The 25,393-nt window shown below is 70.0% G+C and carries 17 protein-coding genes; 11 read left to right on the top strand and 6 right to left on the bottom strand.

Annotation, left to right across the window (positions count from 1 at the left end):
- Positions 1 to 6: 6 nt before the first annotated feature.
- Both ABGB14_RS11205 and ABGB14_RS11200 read right to left on the bottom strand, forming a co-directional pair.
- The gene (locus ABGB14_RS11205) at positions 7 to 1,248 is read right to left on the bottom strand and encodes a cellulose binding domain-containing protein (protein WP_347643527.1); all 1,242 of its coding nucleotides are present in this window, start codon (positions 1,246 to 1,248) and stop codon (positions 7 to 9) included.
- A gap of 78 nt (positions 1,249 to 1,326) precedes the next feature.
- Complete coding sequence (locus ABGB14_RS11200; protein WP_347643526.1) at positions 1,327 to 2,745, bottom strand: glycoside hydrolase family 43 protein; 1,419 nt, start codon at positions 2,743 to 2,745, stop codon at positions 1,327 to 1,329.
- A 564-nt stretch (positions 2,746 to 3,309) separates the two neighbouring features.
- Between ABGB14_RS11200 and ABGB14_RS11195 the strand changes: the two genes are divergently transcribed.
- From ABGB14_RS11195 to ABGB14_RS11175, 5 genes are all read left to right on the top strand, one after another.
- Positions 3,310 to 4,764: an endo-1,4-beta-xylanase gene (locus ABGB14_RS11195; RefSeq protein WP_347643525.1), complete on the top strand. Its 1,455-nt coding sequence runs from the start codon at positions 3,310 to 3,312 to the stop codon at positions 4,762 to 4,764.
- A gap of 446 nt (positions 4,765 to 5,210) precedes the next feature.
- Positions 5,211 to 7,937 carry a beta-L-arabinofuranosidase domain-containing protein gene (locus ABGB14_RS11190; protein WP_347643524.1) on the top strand — a complete coding sequence of 909 codons (2,727 nt, stop codon included), beginning with the start codon at positions 5,211 to 5,213 and terminating at the stop codon, positions 7,935 to 7,937.
- On the top strand, positions 7,934 to 9,961 hold the full coding sequence (locus ABGB14_RS11185) for an RICIN domain-containing protein (RefSeq protein ID WP_347643523.1): 2,028 nt from the start codon (positions 7,934 to 7,936) through the stop codon (positions 9,959 to 9,961). Before ABGB14_RS11190 ends, ABGB14_RS11185 begins: the two co-directional genes overlap by 4 nt.
- Before the next feature lie 37 nt (positions 9,962 to 9,998).
- On the top strand, positions 9,999 to 11,465 hold the full coding sequence (locus ABGB14_RS11180; RefSeq protein WP_347643522.1) for a non-reducing end alpha-L-arabinofuranosidase family hydrolase: 1,467 nt from the start codon (positions 9,999 to 10,001) through the stop codon (positions 11,463 to 11,465).
- Positions 11,466 to 11,619: 154 nt separating this feature from the next.
- Entirely contained in the window at positions 11,620 to 12,642 is a 1,023-nt protein-coding gene (locus tag ABGB14_RS11175) for a LacI family DNA-binding transcriptional regulator (RefSeq protein ID WP_347643521.1), read from the top strand.
- Here ABGB14_RS11175 and ABGB14_RS11170 read toward each other — a convergent pair.
- Entirely contained in the window at positions 12,639 to 15,008 is a 2,370-nt protein-coding gene (locus tag ABGB14_RS11170) for a LuxR C-terminal-related transcriptional regulator (protein WP_347643520.1), read from the bottom strand. The genes ABGB14_RS11175 and ABGB14_RS11170 overlap by 4 nt on opposite strands.
- On the opposite strand from ABGB14_RS11170, the gene ABGB14_RS11165 reads away from it, so the two are divergent.
- The 6 genes from ABGB14_RS11165 to ABGB14_RS11140 all read left to right on the top strand — a co-directional run bounded on the left by ABGB14_RS11165 (position 14,947) and on the right by ABGB14_RS11140 (position 22,136).
- Complete coding sequence (locus ABGB14_RS11165) at positions 14,947 to 15,732, top strand: ATP-binding protein (RefSeq protein WP_347643519.1); 786 nt, start codon at positions 14,947 to 14,949, stop codon at positions 15,730 to 15,732. The genes ABGB14_RS11170 and ABGB14_RS11165 overlap by 62 nt on opposite strands.
- Before the next feature lie 86 nt (positions 15,733 to 15,818).
- Entirely contained in the window at positions 15,819 to 16,571 is a 753-nt protein-coding gene (locus ABGB14_RS11160; RefSeq protein WP_347643518.1) for a HAMP domain-containing sensor histidine kinase, read from the top strand.
- 318 nt (positions 16,572 to 16,889) lie between these two features.
- Positions 16,890 to 18,305, top strand: a complete 1,416-nt coding sequence (locus tag ABGB14_RS11155; RefSeq protein WP_347643517.1) for an amidase — start codon at positions 16,890 to 16,892, stop codon at positions 18,303 to 18,305.
- 66 nt (positions 18,306 to 18,371) lie between these two features.
- The gene (locus ABGB14_RS11150; protein ID WP_347643516.1) at positions 18,372 to 19,553 is read left to right on the top strand and encodes a substrate-binding domain-containing protein; all 1,182 of its coding nucleotides are present in this window, start codon (positions 18,372 to 18,374) and stop codon (positions 19,551 to 19,553) included.
- Positions 19,532 to 21,094, top strand: coding sequence for a sugar ABC transporter ATP-binding protein (locus tag ABGB14_RS11145; protein ID WP_347643515.1), 1,563 nt, complete (start codon positions 19,532 to 19,534; stop codon positions 21,092 to 21,094). Before ABGB14_RS11150 ends, ABGB14_RS11145 begins: the two co-directional genes overlap by 22 nt.
- Positions 21,087 to 22,136, top strand: a complete 1,050-nt coding sequence (locus ABGB14_RS11140) for an ABC transporter permease (protein ID WP_347643514.1) — start codon at positions 21,087 to 21,089, stop codon at positions 22,134 to 22,136. Before ABGB14_RS11145 ends, ABGB14_RS11140 begins: the two co-directional genes overlap by 8 nt.
- 63 nt (positions 22,137 to 22,199) lie before the next feature.
- Here the strand turns inward: ABGB14_RS11140 and ABGB14_RS11135 are convergent, their stop codons facing one another.
- The 3 genes from ABGB14_RS11135 to ABGB14_RS11125 all read right to left on the bottom strand — a co-directional run bounded on the left by ABGB14_RS11135 (position 22,200) and on the right by ABGB14_RS11125 (position 25,372).
- On the bottom strand, positions 22,200 to 23,315 hold the full coding sequence (locus tag ABGB14_RS11135; RefSeq protein WP_347643513.1) for an FAD-dependent oxidoreductase: 1,116 nt from the start codon (positions 23,313 to 23,315) through the stop codon (positions 22,200 to 22,202).
- 94 nt (positions 23,316 to 23,409) lie between these two features.
- Positions 23,410 to 24,906, bottom strand: coding sequence for a long-chain fatty acid--CoA ligase (locus ABGB14_RS11130; RefSeq protein WP_347643512.1), 1,497 nt, complete (start codon positions 24,904 to 24,906; stop codon positions 23,410 to 23,412).
- On the bottom strand, positions 24,899 to 25,372 hold the full coding sequence (locus tag ABGB14_RS11125) for a MarR family transcriptional regulator (RefSeq protein ID WP_347643511.1): 474 nt from the start codon (positions 25,370 to 25,372) through the stop codon (positions 24,899 to 24,901). The genes ABGB14_RS11130 and ABGB14_RS11125 overlap by 8 nt, the downstream gene beginning before the upstream one ends.
- Between the last annotated feature and the right edge of the window lie 21 nt (positions 25,373 to 25,393).

Raw genomic sequence — 25,393 nt, 5'->3', positions numbered from 1 at the left:
GCCGGGTCAGGAGGCGTCGCAGGAAAGGGCGGGCGTGGCCGGGGAGCCGCCCGCGGTGAAGCCGAACGTGGTGGTGCCGTTGGGGGCGATCGACCCGTTGTAGGCCTCGTTGCGTACGGTCACGCCGGTTCCTGAGCCGGAGCGGACGCCGTTCCACAGGCTGCTGATCGTCTGCCCGCCCGGCCAGGTCCAGCCGACCGTCCAGCCGTTGACGGCGCTGCCGCCGGCGCGGACGGTCACGGTGGACTGGAAGCCGCCGCCCCAGGAGTTGACGGTCTCCATCGTGGCCGTGCATCCACCGGGTGCGGGGGTCGGCGACGAGGAGCTCCCGAACTGGGAGAAGAATTTCCACACCTCCGCCTTGGTCCAGGTCGTGACGCCGTTGTCGGTGTAGGTGCCGTCCACCGGGGCGGGGGTGTGGCCGTTGTCGAACGCGGCCCAGACGACCGGATAACCGGCCCGGCACCCGGAGTAGGCGGTGACGATGTGGCCGCGGCTGCCCGAACTCGGCTCGGGCGGGTTCTGCGCGGTACAGCCGTTGTTCCGGACGAACCTGTCGCGCAGCGCCCGTCCCTGCGCGATGCCGAGCACGGTGTCTCCGAGGCCGTGCAACCCCATGTACGCGACGGGCTGGGTTCCGCCGCTGCACCCGCTGAGCTGCGCGCCGGAGAAGACCGCGACCGCCCGGAAGACCTCCGGCCGCGAGCACGCGAGAGAGAAGCTCATGCCCCCGCCGTAGCTGAAACCGGTCGCGAAGCGCTGCGAGGTGTCGACGCAGAGGTCCCCCTCGATGAGCCGGATCAGGTCGTCGACGAAGGTGACGTCCTCACCGTTGTTGTTCGCCCAGCCGTTGTTGAAGCCCTGGGGCGCGACGAAGATCGCACCGTTGCCCGACAGCTGCCTGAGGCCGTAGAAGGACCAGGGGTATCCGCTGGCTCCGCCGGAGTCGACGTCGGCGGCGGTGCCGCCCAGCCAGTGGAAGCCGAAGATCAACCGGTAGGGGGTGGCGTTGTCGTAGCCGTCGGGCAGCCGGAGGATGAACGAGCGGTTCCTGCCGCTGGTCTGGATCGAGTGCGTGCCGCTGCTCAGCGTCGGGGTCTTGCCGCATCCGTCGGTCGTCGCGAGGGCGCCTGCGGGCGCCGCGGCTGTGCCGGCGTCGCTGCTCATCGCCGCGCCGCCCGTCGCCAGTACGAGAAGCGCCGCGGCGGCGACCGCGATGGTGGTGAAAAGGGAGCCGCGTCCTGACATCACGTCACTCCGTTCTTGGTCCGGATGGCGATGCGTGTGGATGGAGGAGCCATGGCGGGAGCATCGGCAGGCTCGGTGCTACTGGGGCGAGGCGTCGTTGCCGGAGGAGCCGCCGGTGAACTGCCACCAGTTGACGTTGAACAGGTAGCCGCTGCCGCCGGTGTACCTGAAGTACAGGTCGCGGGTGCCCGTCGCGCCGTTCACCGGGCAGGTGACCGTCGTCCACGCCTGCCAGCCGCCGGTGCCCGGGACGGTGCACGTCCCCACCAGCGTGCCGTTGGCGCCGTCCAGGCGGAGCTCCATGCGGCCACCGCTGGTCGCCGATGCCACCCGCGCGCTGAAGGACGTCGCGCCGGAGCCGAAGGCTACGCCCTTGACCTTGATGTGGTCCCCGTTCTCGATCCACCCGACGTTCATGCCGCCCTCGCCGGCGGGTTCGGTCTCCACGCCGGACGCCCAGGCGATCGTCTCGGCCTCCTGGCGGGCGTAGGGGTTCACCGTGCCCACCTGGGGAGCTCCGGCCGTGGTCATGGAGATCGTGGGGATGCTTCCGTCGGCGTTGTAGGTGAACTTCTCGACGGCCACCGAGCGGGTGAAGCCGCCACCGCCCGGCAGGGCGCCGTTGTGGTAGAAGAAGTACGATCCGCCCTTGAAGTCGATGACGCCGGGGTGGTTGGTGAAGCTGCTGCCCTGGGTGGGCATGACGGTCCCGCGGTAGGTCCACGGGCCGGTGGGGCCGGGCGCCGTCGAATAGGCGACGAACTCCGAGCAACATCTCGCTGCGAAGACGTTGTAGTAGAGGCCGTTGCGCTTGTAGACCCAGGGGCCCTCTTCGTACAGGGTGGGACGGTTGCTGTCGCCGGTGCGGGTGCCGAAGCCCGCGGTGGTGAGCGGGATCTGGGTGGGGCTGCCGGAGTACGAGATCATGTCGGCGTTGAGCTTGACGTACCAGAGGTTGGGGTTGCCCCAGTACAGGTAGGCCTGCCCGTCGTCGTCGATGAAGACGCTGGGGTCGATCTCGCCGTTCCTGACGAGGGGGCGGCCTAGGGCATCCGTGAAGGGCCCGGTGGGGCTGGTGGAGACCCCGACGCCGATGGCCATCTGGCCGCTCGCCCGGTCCTTCACGGGGACGTACCAGTAGAACTTGCCGTTTCTGTATACGGCCTGGCCCGCCCACGCGTCCGCGCTCGCCCAGCTGAAGGTGGCCACGCTCATCGGCGAGCCGTGGTCGGTCCAGTTCACCATGTCCGCGGACGACCAGACCCGCCACTCCTTCATGGTGAACCACGTCGAGCCGTCCTCGTCGTGTCCCGTGTAGAGGTAGACGCGGCCGTTGTGCACCAGCGGAGCGGGGTCGGCGGTGTAGATCGTCTGGACGATCGGGTTGTCCGCCCTGGCCGTGCCCGGGATCGCCGCCACGACGCAGAGCAGCGCCACGATCACCATCGCGCAGCGCCTCGCCATGACGCCGAACCGAAGGGGGGATGCGACTTTCATGGTCACCTTCCGAAGTCGGGCGGGCATTTGTGCGAGGCGCGGCGGTCAGGTCATGGGTACGCCTCTTCGCTGTTAGCGCTAACAAACCGTTGTCCGGTCGAGCTCCCTCCAGGGCCGTGGGATGTGGTGGCGCAACGGAGCAAATACGAGACGGAAAGCTACTGTCAAGAGCGTCTTAACGTGCAGTTGGTCGGCGGACGCAACGCTCCAGCGCACTCACCTCGGTCGATCGGGCCCGAGCGCCGCCCAGCAGCGAGAGCGTCGCCATGAAACTTTCAGCCGAGCCCCACCCAGGCGCGTCCGGCCGAAAGCATCGAGGCCGCGCGCCACGCGTCGAGCCAGGACGACCGGCACTGACGAGGCAGATGCTCCGAAACATTTCACTAGATTCTTGACAATTTTCGGTGCGCTTCCCACACTGAGTGCCCAAGGTGATCTCCCTGACCAGGTCAGTGGCGCTGAGCAGGGGGACGCCGTCCCGACGCCTGTGGTGTGCGTCCCCACCGGGGCGCGGCGCGGGTCCCGGGGGATCCTTCCCCATGGTTCGCTTATGGAGGCTCAAGCATGCGTGTCAACGCCATGTCCCCACCCCCCGCCCGACGGTCGCCCGGCGCGCGCCGCCGGGCACTGATCACCGGCGCACTCGGCGCGATCGGCCTGGTCACAGCCCTGACGACGGCGATTCCCGCCAGCGCGGCGGAGAGCACGCTCGGCGCGGCGGCAGCGCAGAGCGGCCGCTACTTCGGCACCGCCATCGCCTCGGGCAAGCTCGGCGACTCCCAGTACACCTCGATCGCCGGCCGCGAGTTCGACATGGTGACGGCCGAGAACGAGATGAAGATCGACGCCACCGAGCCCAACCGGGGCCAGTTCAACTTCAGCCAGGGCGACCGCGTCTACAACTGGGCCGTGCAGAACGGCAAGCGGGTGCGCGGGCACACCCTGGCCTGGCACAACCAGCAGCCGAACTGGATGCGGCAGATGGAGGGCGGCTCGCTGCGCCAGGCGATGATCGACCACATCAACGGCGTCATGAACCACTACAAGGGCAAGATCTACGCCTGGGACGTGGTCAACGAGGCCTACGCCGACGGCAACTCCGGCGGGCGGCGTGACTCCAACCTCCAGCGCACCGGCAACGACTGGATCGAGGTGGCCTTCCGCACCGCGCGCGCCGCCGACCCGAGCGCCAAGCTGTGCTACAACGACTACAACATCGACAACTGGAACTGGGCCAAGACGCAGGGCGTCTACAACATGGTCCGCGACTTCAAGTCACGCGGCGTGCCGATCGACTGCGTCGGCCTGCAGTCGCACTTCAACAGCAACAGCCCGTACAACAGCAACTACCGCACGACCATCCAGAGCTTCGCGGCGCTGGGGGTCGACGTGCAGATCACCGAGCTGGACATCCAGGGCGGCTCGGCCACCACGTACGCCAACGTCGTCAACGACTGCCTGGCGGTGCCGCGTTGTACCGGCATCTCGGTCTGGGGGGTTCGCGACAGCGACTCCTGGCTGGGCGCCAGCGCCTCCGCGCTGCTCTTCGACGGCAACGGCAACAAGAAGGCCGCCTACACCGCGGTGCTCAACGCGCTCAACGGCGGCGACACGACACCGCCTCCCGGCGGGGGCGACGAGGGGCAGATCCGGGGCACGGCCTCCGGGCGCTGCGTGGACGTGCCCAACGGCAGCACCACCGACGGCACCTCGGTGCAACTGTGGGACTGCCACGGCCAGAGCAACCAGCAGTGGACGCAGACCTCGTCCGGAGAGTTGACGTCCGGCGGCAAGTGCCTGGACGCGGGCGGCTCGGGCAGCGGCGCCAGGATCCAGATCTACTCCTGCTGGGGCGGCGACAACCAGAAGTGGCGCGTCAACTCCGACGGCACGATCGTGGGCGTGCAGTCCGGGTTGTGCCTGAACGCCAACGGCTCCGGCAACGGCGCGCAGTTGCAGTTGTCCAGTTGCTCAGGCAGCAGCAACCAGAAGTGGACCTACAACGCGGGCAGCGCGTGAGCCGCACCAGCCCGTCGCCCAGGCGCCTGCTGACCCAGGCCGGCTCCATCTGCTGACCGCACCACTGGTGCGACCCTTCTTCAGCCCCGGTGGGGAGGCCGGGGAAGGCTGAGCCGCACCCGGCCGAAGCGGCGGGTGCGGCTCGACAACGTTCAGCATCCCGAGGCGGCAAGTTAACCGGAGTTCGCCGCAACTTACCGTGGCGACAGCCGGTGGAGCCGGTGAAACTTTCACCGGCACGTGGAGCGCGAAACCGCAGGCGGGAAGGGGCTTCATGGCATCGCCCAGGCCGGCGAGGCACATCCCTCGTTGACGCCGTGCCGGACCGTCGGCTGTACTCCGCGACAACGTGCTCAACGATCCGTCCACCGCCTGCCGCGAAGGGATGTTAACGCTAACAAACGTGGCCGGCGGCGGCCGGCCACCCCCCACCTCCAAGGAGCCCCATGTCCTTGAGCCGCCGTCAGCTCTTACAGGCCGCAGGCGCGACCACCGCGCTCTCGGTCGCCGGCCAGGTAGCCGGCGCCTCCCCCGCCCTGGCCGCACTCCCATGGGCCAGATCCGACATCGGCGTCTCGGCCTACGCGTTCGACCTCGGCCAGGTCCGGCTGACCTCGGGCCGCCTGCTGGACAACCAGAACCGCACCCTGAACTACCTGCGCTTCGTCGATGTCGACCGGCTGCTGTACGTCTTCCGGGCCAACCACCGCCTGTCCACCAACGGCGCGACGGCCAACGGGGGCTGGGACGCGCCCAGCTTCCCGTTCCGGTCCCACATGCAGGGCCATTTCCTGACGGCGTGGGCGCAGGCCTACGCCGTGCTCGGCGACACCACCTGCCGGGACAAGGCCGAGCACATGGTCGCCGAACTGGCCAGATGCCAGGCCAACAACGGCGCCGCCGGGTTCACCAGCGGCTACCTGTCCGGCTTCCCCGAGTCCGACATCACCGCCGTGGAGAACCGCAACCTGACCAACGGCAACGTGCCCTACTACTGCATCCACAAGACCCTGGCCGGGCTGCTGGACGTGTGGCGCCTGATCGGCGACACCCAGGCCAGGACCGTGCTGCTGAGCCTGGCCGGCTGGGTGGACACCCGCACGTCGCGGCTGAGCTCGAGCCAGATGCAGGCCATGCTCGGCACCGAGTTCGGCGGCATGAACGCCGTGCTGACGGACGTGTACCAGATGACCGGCGACTCCCGCTGGCTGGCCACGGCCCAGCGGTTCGACCACGCGGCCGTGTTCAACCCGCTGGCCGCGAACCAGGACCGGCTCAACGGGTTGCACGCCAACACCCAGGTGCCCAAGTGGATCGGGGCGGCCCGGGAGTACAAGGCGACGGGCTCCACCCGTTACCGCGACATCGCCGCCAACGCCTGGTCCATCACTGTCAGCGCGCACACGTACGCGAACGGCGCCAACAGCCAGGCCGAGCACTTCCGCGCCCCCGACGCGATCGCCGCCCACCTGACCAGGGACACCGGCGAGGCGTGCAACACCTACAACATGCTCAAGCTGACCCGGGAGTTGTGGCTGCTGTCGCCGACCCGGGCCGACTACTTCGACTATTACGAGAACGCCCTGCTCAACCACCTGATCGGGCAGCAGGATCCGGCTGACGCACGCGGCCACGTCACCTATTTCACTCCGCTCAACCCGGGCGGACGCCGCGGCGTCGGCCCGGCCTGGGGCGGCGGCACGTGGAGCACGGACTACAACTCCTTCTGGTGCTGCCAGGGCACCGGGATCGAGACCAACACCAAGCTGATGGACTCGATCTACTTCCACAACGGCAGCACGCTGTTCGTGAACCTGTTCGCCCCCTCCACGCTCGACTGGAGCCAACGCGGCATCACGGTCACGCAGACCACCTCCTATCCGGTCAGCGACACCACGTCGCTGCGGGTCACCGGTGACGCGGGCGGATCGTGGACGATGCGCATCCGCATCCCGGCCTGGACCCAGGGCGCCACCATCAGCGTCAACGGCGTGCAGCAGGACATCTCCGTCGCCCCCGGCGCGTACGCCGATCTCACCCGATCGTGGACGCCGGGCGACACCGTGACCGTGCGGCTGCCCATGCGCGTGGTCATGAAGGCCGCCAACGACGATCCGAACATGCAGGCCGTCACCTACGGCCCGGTCGTGTTGTCAGGCGACTACGGCAACAGCAGCCTGTCGGCGGCTCCCGCCCTGACCCCCTCGTCGATCAGCCGGACCAGCACCTCGTCCCTGGCCTTCACGGCCACCGCCGATGGGGCGCCGGTGCGGCTGGGGCCGTTCTACGACGCCCATGACCACAACTACGTCGTCTACTGGAACACCGGTGGTCAGGGCGACACCGGCGAGGCCACCTTCCGGCTGCTCAACGCGGCCAGCGGGCTGGCCCTCGGCATCCAGGACATGTCCACCGCCGACGGCGGCCTGGCCCTCCAGTGGACGGACAACGGCACCGCCGACCACGACTGGGTTCCGGTCGTCGACGGCAACGCCCTGCGATTGCGCAACGCGCACAGCGACAAGGTGCTCGGCGTCGAGAACATGTCCACCGCCGACAACGCCCGGGTGCTCCAGTGGGGTGACACCGGCACCGCCGACCACCGCTGGACGATCTCGGACGTCGGCGACGGCTCCGTCAAGATCCGCAACGTCCACAGCTCCAAGCTGCTCGGCATCCAGAACGGATCGACCGCCAACGGCGCCCAGGCGGTCCAGGACTCCGACGACGGGAGCGCGGACAACCAGTGGCGGTTCGTGCCCAACGGCGCGCGGCGCGTGCAGAACGTGGGCACCGGGATGGTGCTCGGCGTCACCGGCATGTCCATGGCCGACGGCGCGCTCGTCATCCAGTGGGGCGACACCGGCACCGCCGACCACCTGTGGACGGCGATCGTCGACACCGGCGGCTACCTGCGGCTGCGCAACTCGGGCAGCCAGAAGGTGCTGGGTGTGGAGAACATGGGCACCGCCTCGGGGTCGCGTGTCCTGCAGTGGGCCGACAGCGGCACCGCCGACCATCGCTGGCGGCTGCGCCACGGGTCGGCAGCCGCCTTCCGGATCCAGTGCGCCAACGGCGGCCGGGTGCTCGGCCTCGCCGGCACCTCCCAGGGCGCGCAGGTCGTGCTCGCCGACGACAACGGCTCGAACACCAACCTCTGGAGGTTCCTGTGAGACGCGTCCTCGCGGTCCTCTCGTCGCTGCTTCTCGTGGGCGTGCTCCTCACACCCCAGGCGTCAGCGGCGACGGTCGACACCAACGCGTGGTACGTCCTGGTCAACCGCAACAGCGGCAAGGCCCTCGACGTCTACAACCTCGCCACCAACGACGGCGCCCGCATCACCCAGTGGTCCCGTAACAACGGCAACCAGCAGCAGTGGCAGTTCGTCGACTCCGGCGGCGGCTACTACCGCATCAAGTCCCGCCACTCCGGCAAGGTCCTCGACGTCTACAACTTCTCCACCGCCAACGGCGGCGCCATCGTCCAGTGGAGCGACCACAACGGCAACAACCAGCAGTGGCGCCTGGCCGACAGCTCCGACGGCCACGTGCGGTTCATCTCCCGCCACAGCAACAAGGCCCTCGAAGTGCAGAACGCCTCCACCGCCGACGGCGCCAACATCGTCCAGTACGACGACTGGGGCGGCGCCAACCAGCAATGGCAGCTCGTCCGGGTCGACGACGGCGGCGACCCTGATCCCGGCAGCACCTACACCAACCCGGTCGTCTGGCAGGACTTCGCCGACGGCGACATCATCCGGGTCGGCGACGCCTACTACTACTCGGCCTCGACGATGCACTACTCGCCGGGCGCGCCGATCCTGCGCTCCTACAACCTGGTCGACTGGGAGTACGCCGGCCATTCGGTGCCGAGGCTCGACTTCGGCTCGGGCGCCTACGACCTCAACGGCGGCCGGGCGTACGTGAAGGGCATCTGGGCCTCGACGCTCAACTACCGGCCCAGCAACAGCACCTACTACTGGATCGGCTGCGTCGAGTTCAACAGGACCTACGTCTACACCGCCTCCGCCGTGGACGGCACGTGGACCAAGCGCTCGCAGATCAACAACTGCTACTACGACGCGGGCCTGCTGGTCGACAGCGACGACACGATGTACGTCGCCTACGGCAACGGCACCATCAGCGTCGCCCAGCTCTCGGCCGACGGGCTCAGCCAGGTGCGCGCCCAGCAGGTGTTCCAGACTCCGAGCAGCGTCGGCACGCTGGAGGGCGCCCGCTTCTACAAGCGGGGCGGCTACTACTACATCTGGCTGACCCGCCCCGCCAACGGCCAGTACGTGCTCCGCTCCACCTCGCCGTGGGGCCCGTACGAGATGCGGCAGGTCCTGCTCGACATGCCCGGCCCCATCTCCGGAGGCGGCGTGCCGCACCAGGGCGGGCTCGTCCAGACCCAGAACGGCGCCTGGTACTACATGTCGTTCGTCGACGCCTACCCGGGGGGCCGCGTCCCCGCACTCGCGCCGATCACCTGGACCAACGACTGGCCGACCGTGCAGACCGTCAACGGCGGCTGGGGTGTCACCTACCCGAAGCCGGACATCCAGACCAGCCGGACCGTGGCCTCCATGATCGGCCCCGACACCTTCGCCTCGGGCAGCCTCGGGCACCGCTGGGAGTGGAACCACAACCCCGACACGAGCCGCTTCTCCACCGGCGACGGCCTGCGCCTGCAGACCGCGACCGTGACGAACGACCTCTACAACGCCCGTAACACCCTGACCCACCGCATCCAGGGCCCGTCATCGACGGCGACGATCGAGCTCGACTACTCGCAGATGGCCGACGGCGACCGCGCCGGGCTTGCCATGCTGCGCGACCAGTCGGCCTGGATCGGCGTCAAACGCGACAACGGCGTCAACCGGGTCGTGATGACGAACGGGCTGACCATGAACAGCTCGTGGCAGACCACCGGCACCGGGACCGAGGCGGCGAGCGCGAACGTCTCGGGCGGCCGGATCTGGTTGCGGGTCAACGCGGACGTCCGGCCCGGTTCGGGCAGGCAGGCCCGCTTCTCCTACAGCACCGACGGCAGCACCTTCGTCAGCCTCGGCCCGGCCTTCACGTTGAACAACGCCTGGCAGTTCTTCATGGGTTACCGCTTCGGGATCTTCAACTACGCAACCCGGTCCCTCGGCGGCGCGGTCACCGTGAGCCGCTTCGATCTCACCACCCCCTGACGCAACACATCGACACACAGGAAGGCATCAACCACCCATGGCGAAATCCAGATCCCTGTCCGTCCTCGCGGCGGTGGCCACCTTACTGGCGAGCCTGCTCGTCGGCCTGCAGGCCCAGCCGGCCGGCGCGGCCACCGTCGACACCAACGCGTGGTACGTCCTGGTCAACCGCAACAGCGGCAAGGCCCTCGACGTCTACAACCTCGCGACCAACGACGGCGCCCGCATCACCCAGTGGTCCCGTAACAACGGCAACCAGCAGCAGTGGCAGTTCGTCGACTCCGGCGGCGGCTACTACCGCATCAAGTCCCGCCACTCCGGCAAGGTCCTCGACGTCTACAACTTCTCCACCGCCAACGGCGGCGCCATCGTCCAGTGGAGCGACCACAACGGCAACAACCAGCAGTGGCGCCTGGCCGACAGCTCCGACGGCCACGTGCGGTTCATCTCCCGCCACAGCAATAAGGCACTGGAGGTCCAGGGCGCCTCCACCGCCGACGGCGCCAACATCGTCCAGTACGACGACTGGGGCGGCACCAACCAGCAATGGCAGCTCGTCCGGGTCGACGACGGCGGCGACCCCGGCGAGCCCGGCGAGTGCGACCTTCCGTCGAGCTACCGCTGGACCTCGACGGGAGCGCTGGCGACGCCGAGGTCGGGCTGGGTCTCGCTCAAGGACTTCACCGTCGCCCCCTACAACGGCAGGCACCTGGTCTACGCGACGACACACGACACCGGCACGCGCTGGGGCTCGATGAACTTCAGCCCGTTCAGCAACTGGTCGGAGATGGCCTCGGCCAGCCAGAACGCCATGTCCTCCAGCACCGTCGCGCCCACCCTGTTCTACTTCGCCCCGAGGAACGTCTGGGTGCTCGCCTACCAGTGGGGCAGCACGCCGTTCTCCTACCGGACCTCGACCGACCCGGCCAACCCCAACGGCTGGTCGGCGGAGCAGCCGCTGTTCACCGGCAGCATCTCCGGCTCCGGCACCGGCCCCATCGACCAGACGCTCATCGGTGACGGCACGAACATGTACCTGTTCTTCGCCGGCGACAACGGCAGGATCTACCGGGCGAGCATGCCGATCGGGAACTTCCCCGGCAACTTCGGCTCGTCCTCGACGGTGATCATGAGCGACTCGACGAACAACCTGTTCGAAGGCGTTCAGGTCTACAAGCTTCAGGGCCAGAACAAGTACCTGATGCTCGTCGAGGCGATCGGCTCGCAGGGCCGCTACTTCCGCTCGTTCACGGCGACCAGCCTGAACGGTTCGTGGACGCCGCAGGCCGCGAGCGAGGGCAACCCGTTCGCCGGCAAGGCCAACAGCGGCGCCACCTGGACCAACGACATCAGCCACGGCGAGCTGATCCGGGCGAGCGCCGACCAGACCTTCACCGTCGACCCCTGCAACCTGCAACTGCTCTACCAGGGCCGCAGCCCCAACTCCGGTGGCGACTACGGCCTCCTGCCCTACCGTCCAGGGCTGCTGACCCTGCAGCGCTGACGACGTGACCCCGGCTCTGACGGTCCTGACGTTCACGGCCCCATCGGATGGGCGCTGTCACGGCACACGATCAGGACCATGAGGGCCGGGGTGGCGGGCTCGGCACACGGCCGAGCCCGCCCGGGGCCCCGTACCCCGTGATTAGACTGCCGCCATGACCACGGAGTCGTCCCCCCTCACCATCGCCCAGCTCGCCGAGCTGGCGGGCGTGTCCACCGCGACGGTCTCCAAGGTCGTGAACGGCCGGTCGCAGGTGTCGTCCGAAACCCGCGCCGCCGTGGAGGAGCTCATCCGGCGGCACGGCTACCGGCGACAGCGCCGCCGGTCCACGCCGACGGCCCTGGTCGAGCTGGTCTTCCACGCGCTGGAGGGCGACTATCCCGTCGAGATCACCAAAGGTGTGGCGCGGGTCGCGCGGGAGCACGAGCTCACGGTGGGGATATCGGACCTGTGCTGCGACCGAAGCGCCGCGGACGCCTGGCTGGAGGGCGTGTTACGGCGCCGCCCGAGCGGTGTGATCGCGGTGTTCTCCTGCCTGACAGAAACCCAGCACGAACAGCTCGCGCTCCGCGAGATCCCGCTCGTCCTGCTGGATCCGGCCGACGCTCCCGCGCGGAACATCCCGTCGGTGGGCGCCGGCAACTGGAACGGCGGGCTCGCGGCCACCCGCCACCTCCTCGGGCTCGGGCATCGCCGCATCGGCATCATCACCGGGCCGGACTCCGCGCTGTCCAGCCGGGCCCGTCTCGACGGCTACCGCACCGCCCTCGACATGGCCGGCGTGCCCGTCGATCCGGAGCTGGTCGGGCGGGGGGACTTCCTGATCGAGGGCGGCCTGGCCGAGGGGCACCGCATGCTGCGCCTGCCCGACCGGCCGACTGCGATCTTCGCCACGAACGACGGCCAGGCCATCGGCGTCTATCACGCGGCCCACCGGCTCGGCCTGCGCGTCCCGGACGATCTCAGCGTGATCGGCTTCGACGACATGCCTTCGATGCGGTGGGCCATCCCGCCGTTGACGACCGTCCGCCAGCCCCTCGCCGAGATGGCCGCCGCGGCCACCTCCATGGTGCTGAAGCTGGTCAACGGCGAGCAGCCGCCACAGAGCCGCGTCGAGCTGGCCACCGACCTCGTCGTACGCGAGAGCACCGCGCCTCCCCCGCTCCCTCCCGCCTAGTCCTCCGGCGGCGGCGCGGCACGGTCGAAGTACCAGGCAGCGATCTGGGTGCGCGACGTGAAGCCGAGCTTGGTCAATATGTGCTCCACATGTCCCTCCGCGGTGCGGGTCGATATGACCAGCCGGGCGGCGATCTCCTTGTTGCGCACGCCCTGCGCGATGAGGCCGGCCACCTCCAGCTCGCGCGGTGTCAGCTCCGTGGCCTCAGCCGGTTGTCTCGGCGCGGCCTCGGCGCCGGCCCTGACCGGATCCGCCGGATCCTCCAAGGCGTAGGCGACGGCCTCGTCGATGTCGAGACCAGCCCCCTCCTCGGCAGCCGCCTCGAACGCCTCCTCACCCAGCCGTTCGCGCACCGCCGCCTCGCACTCCTGGTGCGCGCCGGAGTAGACCTGGAAGCCGGGCAACGACAGCCCCAGGATCTCGCGGATCGACGCGGCGGCACCGAGCAGGCGGGCGGCCCGATCGTCTCGTCCTTGCGCGGCCGTCGCCCAGGCCAGGGACTCGATGGCCCATGCCGCGCCGTAGCGGTATCCGATGGCGCGGCCGATGCGGATGCTCGTACGGAACAACTCCAGCGCGGCCTCCGTCTCCCCCGCCAGCCACCGCTCGATGCCGCTGACCCACACCCCCATGGAGATCTCTCCCTGCGCCCCGGCGTCCTCCGCTGTCTTCCGGCATCGGGCCGCGAACGCGGCGGCACGTGGGTCACGTCCGAAGGCCGCCGCCAGGGCCAGGTAGAAGGCGGGCAGGAACGGGCCCTGCAGCACGTCTTCCCTGGCGAGGACGCCGGCGTTCTCCTCATACCAGCGGACGGCCTCCTCCAGTTGGTCGACCGCACCGCGATGGTCGCCCAGCAGGAGAGCGAGCCGGCCCGACAGGCACTTCTCCATGGCCTGCGCGCTGCCGTCCTGCCAGTCGCGGGCCAGCGCGGAGCAGTCGGCGATCAGCGGGGTCGCCACGTCCACCTTCCCCTGCATCAGGGCGAACAGCGCCGCCGTCGCCAGCGCCCTGAACCGCGCCGGTCGCGCACCCTGCACAAGCTGGAGCGCGCGGTCGAGCCAGTAACGCGCCTCGCTGAAGCCGCCTGAGTAGACCCAGTAGCCATAGAGCCGGGTGATGATCTCCAGCCCGGTCACGGCCAGTGCCGGATCTCCGAGCGAGGTCTCGAGCGCCACCCGGAAGTTGGGCATCTCGCGGACCACGCTGGTGTAGTGGTCGGCCTGCAGGGGGGTGAACCAGCCGGCCTGCGTCCGCTCGCTCAGCCGCCGGTAGTGGTCCAGGTGGCGGCGGCGTACCCGCGCCTCGGAACCGCCGGCGATGTGTCGCTCCGAGCCGTACTGGCGGAGCAACTCCAGCATCCTGTAGCGCAACCGGGCGCCGCTGCGCTCGGAGGTCAGGACGGACTTGTCGATGAGCGCCGCGAGCAGCGGCAGGAGCTCCTCGCGTGCCAGCCCGTCACCCGAGCACACCTCCTCGGCCGCGTCCAGGTCGAAGCCGCCGGAGAAGACGGTGAGACGCTGCCAGAGCGTCTGCTCCTGAGGCGAGCACAGCTCGAAACTCCAGGCCACCGTCGCGCCCAGCGTCTGGTGCCTGGGCACAGCGGTCCGGTAGCCCTGTGTGAAGAGATCCAGGTGATCGCCCAGCCGCTCGACGATCTGGTCGAGGGAGAGGACCCGCAGTTGCACCGCCGCCAGTTCGATGGCGAGCGGGATGCCGTCGACGAGCCGGCACAGCTCGGCCGCGCCGTCGTGGTCGGCCGCCGGCTCGAATGACGGATCGATGGCTCTGGCGCGTTCCAGGAACAGCGTCACCGCCTCACCCCGGCCCGTGTCAGCGGCCGCCGGCCCGTGACCGTCCGGCGGCAGCGACAGTGGTGGCACGACATAACGAACTTCGGACGGGACGCCCAGCGCTTCCCGGCTGGTCGCCAGGATCCGCACGTCCGGAACCGCACGGATCAGCGCATCGGCGAAAGCGGCGCACGCGTCGATCAGGTGCTCGCAGTTGTCCAGCACCAGCAGCGTCTGTTTGCCGCGCAAATGGCCGATCAGCCCATCAAGGGAGGAACGTGATGTCATGTCATGCACGCCCAGGGTTTCGGCCACCGCGCGGTCCAGCAGCTTGCCATCCTGCAGCAAGGCCAGTTGCACCAGCCACACGCCGTTGGAGAAGGCGCGACGCATCGTGGCCGCCATGTAGACGGCCAGCCGGGTCTTGCCCACCCCGCCAGGGCCCGTGAGCGTCAGCAGCCGCGTGGACGACAGCAGCCGTTTGACGTCGGCGGCCTCGCGTCGGCGCCCGACGATGTCCTTGCTGTCCGCCGGAAGGTTGTCGGTCGCCTGCCTCAACGCCGCCCGTGAAGCCACGTTCTCCCCCGCAACCTGCCCTTTCGTGCGATCCCCGCCTTCGGGCTCGCGACTCCCAGTGGTCGCGGCTCTACCCGGCACGCGGTCCCCTACACACGTACGCATGCCCCAAATAGGCAATTCCCCGGTTATGCCCCGTAGCGGGCCGCTGCACGATGGAGATGTCAGGAATCCGTACAGGTCACAGGGAGTGGGCGCCATGAACAGGTTCGAGAGCGAGGCGCCTCGCCGCATCCGGAGAGAGCCGCGGCGTCATGCCACATACCAGCCAGCACATCGTCACCCGCGAACCCCGCCCTTGCGGGCCTGCGCCGGCTGCGACAGGCGCCGCCGGGCGTCGTGGCTCTTCCCGCCCATCGTCGCTTCGGTGCCGCAGGCGCGGCACAGCGTGGGTGCGCAGGCGCGGCAGTGGGGATTCGCCGACGAGAGCACCACCGCCGAACTGCTCGTCTCCGAGGTGCTCGCCAACGCGCTCGCCCACACCGACGAGCCGGTGCACGTCCGTATGAGCGACGAGGACGGTGCTCTGCGGCTGGAGGTCGAAGAGCACGGCGCGGCCACGCCGCTGCCTCCCGCCCGGCTGTCCGGCCCTGACGAGGAGAACGGGCGGGGCCTGTTCCTGCTGGAAACGCTGTCCCGCGGGTGGGGCGTGGACTGCACGAGGACGGGCAAGGTCGTCTGGTTCGAGGTCGCCGGCGAGTTCGGAGCCGAGGACGCCGCCTGAGAAAGCCGTGGCGAATGCGTATTTCCACGGTGTCGGAAGCGGCTTCGCGACCGGCATGCTGAAGATCACGACTCAGTGGAGGATTCATGACCACAGCCGATGACTGCGGCGAGATCGCCACCCTCGTCGCGCGGATGGAGCATCTGGTGGAGCGGATGCGGGCACAGAATCGACAGTTCGTCACCGATGCCTCGCACGAGCTGGGCACTCCCCTGGCCGGCCTCCGGTTGCGGCTGGAGGAAGCGCGCATGCACCCCGGCCAGACCGACCTGGACGACCTCGTACGCCATGCCCTGCGGGAGGTGGACCGGATCCAGGCCATCATCGGCGACATGCTGATGCTCGCCAGGCTGGACGCCGGCTCCCCGGAACCGCTCCTGGCCATCGACGTGGCCGATCTCGTCAGGGAGGAGGTCGGCGAGCGGCCCCACGTCCTGCCCATCCATCTGGACCTGGAAGAGGGCTTGATCGTGGGCGGCGTCAGCGGCACCCTCGCCCGCCTGCTCGGCAACCTGCTGGACAATGCCGAACGCCATGGCAGGTCGGCGGTGCGGGTCTCGGTCCTCAGCGAGGACGGCGAGGTCCTGGTCCTGGTCGACGATGACGGCCTGGGCGTTCCCCCGCAGGAGCGCGAACGGGTCTTCAACCACTTCGCCAGGACCGACAGCGCCCGCGGCCGCGGCCACGGCGGTTCCGGGCTCGGCCTGCCCATCGCCCTGGCCATCGCCGAAGCCCACAGCGGCACGCTGACCGCCCAGGAATCGGACATGGGCGGCGCCCGGTTCGTGCTGCGCCTTCCCCTGCTGTACGTCGACGCGATGACGAGCGAAGTGGCATGAGAACCTTCCGGCGGCAGCGGCCGGCCACCGGATCGAGCCCGGGCGACGGCATGGACGCGATGGACGGACCGTGCCCGGCCCGAGCGCATACGACGTTTGTTCTCCATAGCAGAATTAGGTACGCCTCTGCGGAACGTGCGGCTTAACGTGTCCCCATGTCGAGCACATCTACGCACGTAGACGGCGTGCGGAGGGACATGCCCGCCCGGTCGGGCGGCTCACCGGGATCACCGAGACAGCGCCTGCGCCACGACTTCACGACCGGGCTGCCGGCCGGCTGTCGGGGCACCGGCGTGGAGCCGTGATGGGAGGCAACCCATGGACCCGTTCGTGTCCGCGGTGCGGCTAGCCGGAGCGATCCGTGCCCGCGAGCTCAGCCCGGCCGAGGCCGCCACCGTCTACCTGGACAGGATCGACCGGCTCGATCCGGAGATCAACGCGATCGTCTGGCGCAACGACGAGGAGGTCATGACCGCCGCCCGCGCGGCCGAGCGGGCGCTGATGTCCGGCGACCGGATCGGACCGTTCCACGGGGTCCCGATACCGATCAAGGACCTGACCTCGGTGGCGGGGCAGCCCAACACGATGGGATCGCGAGGTGTCTCCGACACCCCGAGGACGACGAACGACCTGGTCATCGACCGGCTCCTGCACGCCGGCTTCATTCTCATGGGCCGGACCAACACCCCCGAGATGGGCACGCTGCCCGTCACGGAGAACGCCCGCTACGGGCGGACCGCCAATCCGTGGGATCTCACCCGTTCCCCCGCGGGTTCGAGCGGCGGGGCGGCCGCCGCCGTCGCGGCGGGCATGGCCCCCGTGGCCCACGGCAACGACGGCGGCGGATCGCTCCGCATGCCGGCCTCCGCCTGCGGCCTGGTCGGGCTGAAGCCCAGCCGGGCGCGGATACCGCAACGCGCCCAGTCGTGGTGGGAATACTGCACCACCGAGGGGGTCATCTGCCGCTACGTCGAGGACGTCGCGACGATACTGGACGCGCTCTGCGCCCCCGATCCGCTCGCCTGGTTCCAGGCGCCCGTCCCCGGCCGCCCGTTCGCGGCGGAGCTGGGACGCGAGACGGAGCGGTTGCGGGTCGGCCTGCTCCTCGACGCCCCCACCGGGCTGCCGGTCGACCCCGAGTGCGTCAACAGCGCCCTGGCCGCCGGCGCCCTGCTCGAAGAGCTGGGGCACGAGGTCTTCCCCGTCACTCCGTTCCTCCTCAGCCCTGAAGGCGCGCAGGCCTACGTGGAGAAGGTCATCGCCGCCTCGCTCTATGTCCATCCCTTCGACGACCCGGAGGCCGCCGAGCCGTACAACCGGCACCGGTGGGAACGGGTGCGGGGCATCGACGCCGGCCAGTACGTGCAGGCCGTGGCGCGGCTGCAGGCCGAGTCGCGGCAGGTGGTCGCCCAGTGGGGACGCGACTTCGATGTGCTGCTCACTCCCACCATGGCGGGCCCGCCACCACGCCTCGGCACGGTGCTGGACGACGCCAACCGGCATCCGGACACGGCGATGCCCAGCGCCCTGGCCATGGTCTCCTTCACCGCGGTGGCCAGCGTCACGGGCCTGCCGGCCATCAGCCTGCCCGTCCACGTCGCAGCCGACGGGCTTCCCATCGGCGCGCAGTTGATCGGCGCGCCGTTCGACGAGGCCACGCTGATCAGCCTGGCCGGCGACATGCAGGCGCTGGCGGGCTGGCCCGCCGCACGCCCGCCCCGCTACAGCTCCTGAACCGCTCTCCCCTCACGCTCAACCGTCTCTCCGACGGGAGCATGGCCCCATCAAGGAATCACCGCCATGGTCAACACTCCAAGGTATTCCCGCACCCCCTTCCTCGGCCTCCTGCTCACCGCCTGCCTCGCACTGGCGGCATGCGGCACGACCACGTCGCACGGCGGCGCGGACACCTCGTCGAGCACGTCCGCCGCGGTGCTCGACGCCGCCACGAAGGCCGTCGAGAACGGCTACGCCGGGGACTACTCCGAGCCGCCGAAGTCGGGGCCCAAGCCCGCGGCGGGCAAGAACATCTGGGTGATCACAGCGTGGCAGCAGGTCCGCGCGCTGGCCTACCAGGCCGAACAACTCACCGAGGCGGCCACCGCGCTGGGCTGGAAGGCTCACACGTGCGACGGCCTGAACAACGCCAACGGCGGCATGGCCGCCTGCGTCCGCCAGGCCACGGCGGCCGGCGCCAGCGGCATCGTGCTGGTGTCGGTGGACTGCGCCCCCGTACGGCAGGCCCTCGTGGAGGCGAGGAAGGCCGGCGTGAAGATCGCCTCCTTCAGCGGGTTCGACTGCGACGACCCCACGCAGGACGGCAGCTCACCGCTCTTCGACGCCCCGGCCGGCTACAGCGCGAGCATGCCGGACCTCGCCGCCTTCTACACCCGGCTGGGCACGATGCGAGCCGATCTCGCCATCGCGCAAACCCAGGGCAAGGCCAAGGTGCTGCACATCGCCTTCCACGGCATCGCGTTCGGCGAGTACGTGGCCAAGGGGTTCGCGGACCGGATCGCCGACTGCGGCGGCTGCGAGATCGTCAGCACGGTCAAGATCGCGCCCGCGGACGTCCCGAACATCCGCCAGAAGTTCGAGACCGCGCTGGTGCAGGTGCCGCAGGCCAACGTCGTCGCGGTCGACGTCGACCACTTCTTCGTGGCGGGCATCCAGCCGGCGCTGGTGTCCAGCCCGCGCAAGGACCTGGTGGTGATCGGCAACGAGTGCCAGATCGACAACCTGGACTACATCCGCAGCGGCAAGGGCCAGCAGTTCTGCCTCGGCGCGTCGAACGCCTACCGCGCCTACACGACGATCGACGCCATGAACCGCGTCTTCAACGACGACGAGCTCGTCCCCGGAGGCGTCGGCATCCAGATCGTGGACCAGGAGCACAACCTCCCCGCCCCCGGCTCCGAGTACGTCGGCCCCGTCGACTACGCCGGCCTCTACGGCAAGACGTGGAACGGCTCGTCACGATGAAAGGCGGCCCGTCCACGACAGCCATCCGGCTGACCGGCATCAACAAGACCTTCGACGGCGTACGGGTGTTGCGGAACGTGGGCTGCACCATCGCTCCCGGGTCCGTCCACGCTCTCCTCGGTGGCAACGGGTCCGGCAAGTCGACGCTGCTGAAGATCCTCGCCGGTGTTCACCCGGCCGACCAGGGCGGCACGATCGCCATCCACGGCCGGACGCACGCCGCGGGGTCCTACGGCCCGGCGATCGCGCGCCAGGCCGGGCTCCGCTTCGTCCATCAGGACCTGGGGCTCGTCCCCGATCTGACGGTCAGCGAGAACTTCGCGCTCGAAGGCGGCTATCCGCGGCGGGCGGGGCTGGCCATCTCCTGGCGCGGGCTGCGCCGAGCGACCCGCCAGATCCTGGAACGCGCGCACGTCGACGTCGATCCGCACGCTCTGGTGCGCGATCTCCGGCCGAGCGATCGCACGCTGGTGGCCATCGCCCGGGCGCTGCGCGACAGCGACGAGGGCAGTCACGTGACGCTCGTGCTCGACGAGCCCACCGCCAGCCTGCCGCAGCACGAGGCCGAGGTCCTCCTGGAGGCGATCCGCCGGTGTCAGAGCCGGGGCCAGACGATCGTCTATGTCAGCCATCGCCTGTCGGAGGTGCTCGAGATAGCGGACCGCGTCTCGGTGCTCCGCGACGGGGTGGTGGTCGCGGAGCGCTCCACCGCCGGCCTGGACGAGGCCCGGATCGTGGCGCTCATGACCGGTCAGGAGGCGCGAAAGCCGCTGCCCCGCGGGGTGCCGGAGGCCGGGGCGAGAACGGTCCTGAGGGTCAGCGGCCTGGCGGCGGGCCCGCTGCGCGACGTCGACCTGACCGTGCGGCGCCACGAGATCGTGGGGGTCGCCGGCCTGCTCGGGTCGGGCCGTTCGACGCTGCTGCGGGCCCTCTTCGGCAGCGCACGCGTGGAGCGCGGCGGATTCGAGGTCGACGGGGCGCCCGTCCGGCTCCGGTCCCCCAGGGACGCCATCCGCCGCGGCGTCGCCCTGGTGCCCGAAGATCGCGGCAGGGACGCCGCCTTCGCCGGCCTGCCGCTGTGGGAGAACGTCTCCGCGACGGCCATCAGCGCGTACTGGTCGGGCTGGCGGATGGCGCGCGCGTCCGAGCGGCGCGACGCCACGCGCCTGATCGGGATCTTCGGCATCCGCACGGCCACCCCGAACACCCCCTTCGCCCACCTGTCCGGGGGCAACCAGCAGAAGGCCGTGCTCGCGAGATGGCTGCGGCTCGATCCCCGCCTGCTGCTGCTCGACGAACCCACCCAGGGCGTCGACGCGATGGCGCGGGCCGACATCCACGAGCTCATCAGGGAGCACGTGGCCAGGGGCAACGCCGCGCTGGTCGTGTCGTCGGACTTCGAGGAGCTGGAGTCGTTGTGCCATCGCGTGATCGTGCTCCGTGACGGTTCGCCGATCGCCGAGCTCACCGGCCCCCGGCTCACGGAGGCCGCCATCGCCGAACTCACCCAGACCACTTCCAAGGAGCCGGCCCATGACTGACGCTTCGCCCCGCTCGGCCGTGCTGCCGGACCAGGCCCAGGCCCCGCGCGGGACGCCTGTCGCGGAAACCCGCCGTGACCGGTCCTTGGCCGGTGTCGTCGAACGCTACGGCCTGCTCCTGTTGCTCGTCGCGATGGTCGTGTTCTTCGCCCTGCTGCCGTCCTCGGGTGAGGCGTTCCGCAGCGCGGCGAACATCACCTCGGTGCTGGCCAGCCAGGCGGTGGGCCTGACCGTGGCGTTGGCCCTGCTCTTCCCCATGGCGGCGGGGTCCTTCGACTTCTCCGTGGGCGCCGTCACCGCGACGTCGTCCGTCGTGGCGGCGGCCTCGGTGTCCCATTTCGGGCTGCCGCTCGTCGTGGCGATCCTGCTGGCCGTCGCGTCCGGCGTGGTCGCCGGCGCCGTGCTCGGCCTCCTGGTGGCCAGGTACGGGATCAACCCGTTCATCGCGACCCTGGGCATGGCGACCCTGCTGGGCGGTGCCGTCTTCGCGTACACGAACGGGTTGCAGATCAGCAAGGACATCCCCGAGACGCTCACCGATCTGGGCTCCCTGTCGGTGTTCGGCATCCCCCGGATCGTGCTGGCGGCGGCGTCGATCGCCGTGGCGGTGTGGTTCGTGATGCGGCACACCCCGCTCGGCCGTCACCTGTTCGCCGTCGGTTCCAACGCGAGCGCGGCGCACCTGGTGGGCCTGAACGTCACCAGGATCAAGTTCCTGTCGTTCGCGCTGTCGGGCCTGGTCTCCGGTGTCGCCGGCGTGCTGCTGCTGGCCCGCCAGGGAGCCGCGACGTCGGACAACGGGATGAACATGTTGTTCCCCGCGCTGACGGCGGTGTTCCTCAGCACGATCGTCATCGAGGTGGGACGGCCCTCCGTGCTGGGGACCGTCATCGGGGTCCTGTTCGTCGCCGTCAGCGTCAGCGGCCTGACCCTGGTCGGGGCGCCCTCATGGGTGAGCCAGGTCTTCAACGGCGCGGCGCTGCTCATCGCCGTCGGCCTCGCCGGGGTCAGCCGCCGTGGCGCCGATCCCGCGCGGCTCTGAACTCCGGCGCGGAAACGACGGTGCGGGCCGATGGACATCCATCGGCCCGCACCGTTCTCGACGTCAGCCGGCCACCTCGTTGCTCTGCCGGCCGGCCTGCGCGAGGATCTCGTCGGCGTCGTCGAGCGGAGGGTGGATCACGTCCAGGATCGTCCCCTTCAGCTCCTTGGCCTGCTGTCCGGTCAGCGCCACCGCGCGGTCCCATCCGGTCGTGAACACGGCGCCGGCTGCGCCGAGGTCGAGGCACGTGACGTACGGGTCGGGAGCGAACTCGACCAGCGGCAGGCCGAGCAGGTCGGCGGCGGCGTTGTGACCTGCCGCCTTCCCCATGGGGGTGGCGAACTGGCAGCTCTGCACCGTGTGGTGATCGGCGTCGGCCAGGGCGGCGGCGACGTCACCGGCGGCGAACACCTCGCCGGAGACCCGCAGATGGCGATCGACCAGCAGCCGGCCGAGCCGGTCGCGCTCCGCGGGGATCTGCTCGGTCATGGGGTGGGCCCGCATGCCCGCCGTCCAGATGACGGCGTCGGCCTGGATCTCGCTGCCGTCCGCCAGGACGACGCCCTGGCCGGTGACCGACGCCGCGCTCACTTCGAGGCGTACGTCGACGCCCAGCTCGGCCAGCGCCGCCGTGATCGCGGGACGGGGGCCAGGACCCAGTTCTGGCGCGACGACGTCGGCGCGCTCCAGCAGGATCACCCGCCCGCGGGCGGCCAGCTCGGTGGCGATCTCCAGCCCGGTGAAGCCGGAGCCGATGACCACGGCGGTGAAGCCCGTACGGTCGCCGAGGTGAGCGTTGAGCCTGGCCACGCCGTCGGCGGTGTCGATGTCGAAGAGGTGCTCCGCGCCCGGCAGCGGGGCCCGGACGAGCCGGCTGCCGGCCGCCAGCACCAGCCGGTCGTAGCCGATCGAGCGGCCCTCGGCGGTGACCTTCGAGCCCGGCACGTCGATGTCCGTGACCTCCGCCCTCAGGTGGGTCACGCCGATCGGCTCCAGGACGCGCTTGAGCGCGACGCGCGACCAGCCGGGATCGAGCTTGTGCAGGCGCGGTCGCAGGACCATGTCCTCGTTGGGCGCGACGAGCGTGATGCGCAGATCTTTGTCACCTCGCGCGCGAGCGGCGGCGGCCGCGCTCCACACTCCGGCGAAGCCGCCGCCGACGATCAGGACTTCCGACATCGTGTTCCCTTCATCATGGCCGGGCTCGGTGCGTGCCCGGATGTTCGTGAGGCCGGCGGAGCCGCTGGACGTCGTCGCGCACGGCGATGGCCCGTTACCGCAGCTTGTCGCGGTGGATCTTGCCGGACCCGGTCCGGGGCAGTTCGTCCATGAACCGCACCGTCTTGGGGATCTTGTACCTGGCCAGCCTGCCGTCGAGGAAGGCCAGCAGTTCGTGTTCGGTGACCCGGTGGTCGGGGCGCACCCGGACGAAGGCCCGCCCCACCTCGCCCCACCGGCCGTCGGGCACCCCGATCACCGCGCACTCCTCCACCGCGGGATGGCGCAGCAGAGCCGTTTCCACTTCGGCGGGATAGACGTTCTCTCCGCCGGAGATGTACATCTCCTTCAGGCGGCCGACGACGAAGTAGTAGCCGTCCTCGTCGACCCGGCCCAGGTCGCCGGTCCGGATCCAGCCGTCCTCCGTGATGGCCGCCGCGGTGGCGTCGGGGCGGCCCCAGTAGCCCGCCATGACGGTGGGGCCCTGGATGAGAAGCTCGCCCTCCGTGGCGCCGGATCCGGCCGCGCCGGAACGTGCCACGCGGACGTCGGAGAAGAAGTGGGGAACGCCGGCCGAGCCGACTTTCGCCGTGCTCATCTCCGCCCTGACGATGAGCGCTCCGGGAGCCGCCTCGGTGAGCCCGTACCCTTGCAGGAACCGCAGCCCGCGCTGCTGGTACGCGGTGATCAGCGCGGTCGGCACGGGCGCTCCCCCGGCGAGCAGGGAGCGGATCGAGGACAGGTCGGCCGAGCCCCAGCGGGGTGATCGTGTCAGGTCCGCGAACATGGTCGGGACGCCGAACATCCAGGTGACGCCATGCCGCTCGACCAGGTCGAAGCAGTCGTCGACGTCCCAGCCGGTCATGAGCACCGCGCAGCCGCCCTTGAGCAGGGTCGGCAGGAGCGTCATGTTGAGCGCGGCGACGTGGAACAGCGGCGCGCTGATCAGGGTGACCTCGTCGCCGGTGATGTCGAGCTCGACGAGCACGTTCATGCAGTTCCAGATGACGTTGCCGTGCGTGAGGACCGCGCCCTTCGGGCGTCCCGTGGTGCCCGAGGTGTAGAGGATCATCGCAGGATCGTCGGATCCGACCGGTTCGTCGATGGGGTCGGCGGGCGAAGCCTGCAGCCGTTGCTCGAAGTCGGAGGCGGACGCGCCGCCGCCGACGGTGACGAGCACGGGGGAGGCGGCCACCTGCAACTGCTCCACCACCCCGGTGTGACCGGCGGCGTGCACCAGCACGGACGCGCCGCAGTCGTCCAGCTGGAAACTCAGCTCCGCCGCCGTGAGCCGGGTGTTGAGCGGCACGAACACCGCCCCCAGCAGATGGGCGGCGAACATGGTCTCCACGAGCGATGCCGCGTTCGGCCCGAGGTAGGCGACCCGGTCGCCGTGCGCCACGCCCATCGAGCGCAGCGCGTGCGCGAACCGGGTGGTCCGCTCGACCAGGCTCGCGTAGGTCCGTACGTCGGCACCCGCCACGAGAGCACGCCGGTGCGGCGAGGAGCGGGCACGCCTGAGGGGCCATGAGCCCAGGCCCTGGTTAAGCATCCGAGGTCGCTTCCCTGTCCGGACGGCCCTGGCCGGAGCCGTCGAGAGCCAGGTTTCTGAGGATCGTGAGCAGCTGGCCCCGCTCGCCGGGCGTCAGCCGCGCCAGGAACTCCTGACGTGCCGCGGCCACATCGGCCCGCGCCCGGTCCCGCATGGCGCGCCCGTCGGAGGTCGCCCGCACCTCGCGTGCCCGGCGGTCGGACGGGTGGGGGCGCCGCGACACCAGGCCCCTGGCCTCCAGCGCGTCGACGAGCGACACCACCGGGCTGGGATCCATGCCGAGGAACTCGGCGATGTCGCGCTGGGACAGGCCGTCGCGGTCGCACACCAGCGCCAGGACGGAGTAGTGACGGACCCGCAGGTCGAGATGGGCGAGCCTGGCGTTGGTCATGCGCACGATCACGCCGCTGGCGTGCGCCAGCAGAAACCCGGTGTCGTCAAGCAGCCCGTCGTCTTGTCCACGCACGGCGACCCTCTCGTCGAAGGT

Origin of the sequence: Nonomuraea sp. B10E15 (genome assembly GCF_039871615.1) — a bacterium.
Taxonomy (GTDB): domain Bacteria; phylum Actinomycetota; class Actinomycetes; order Streptosporangiales; family Streptosporangiaceae; genus Nonomuraea.
Note: the sequence above shows the minus strand (reverse complement) of the source record. Positions and strands in the feature narration are given on the sequence as shown.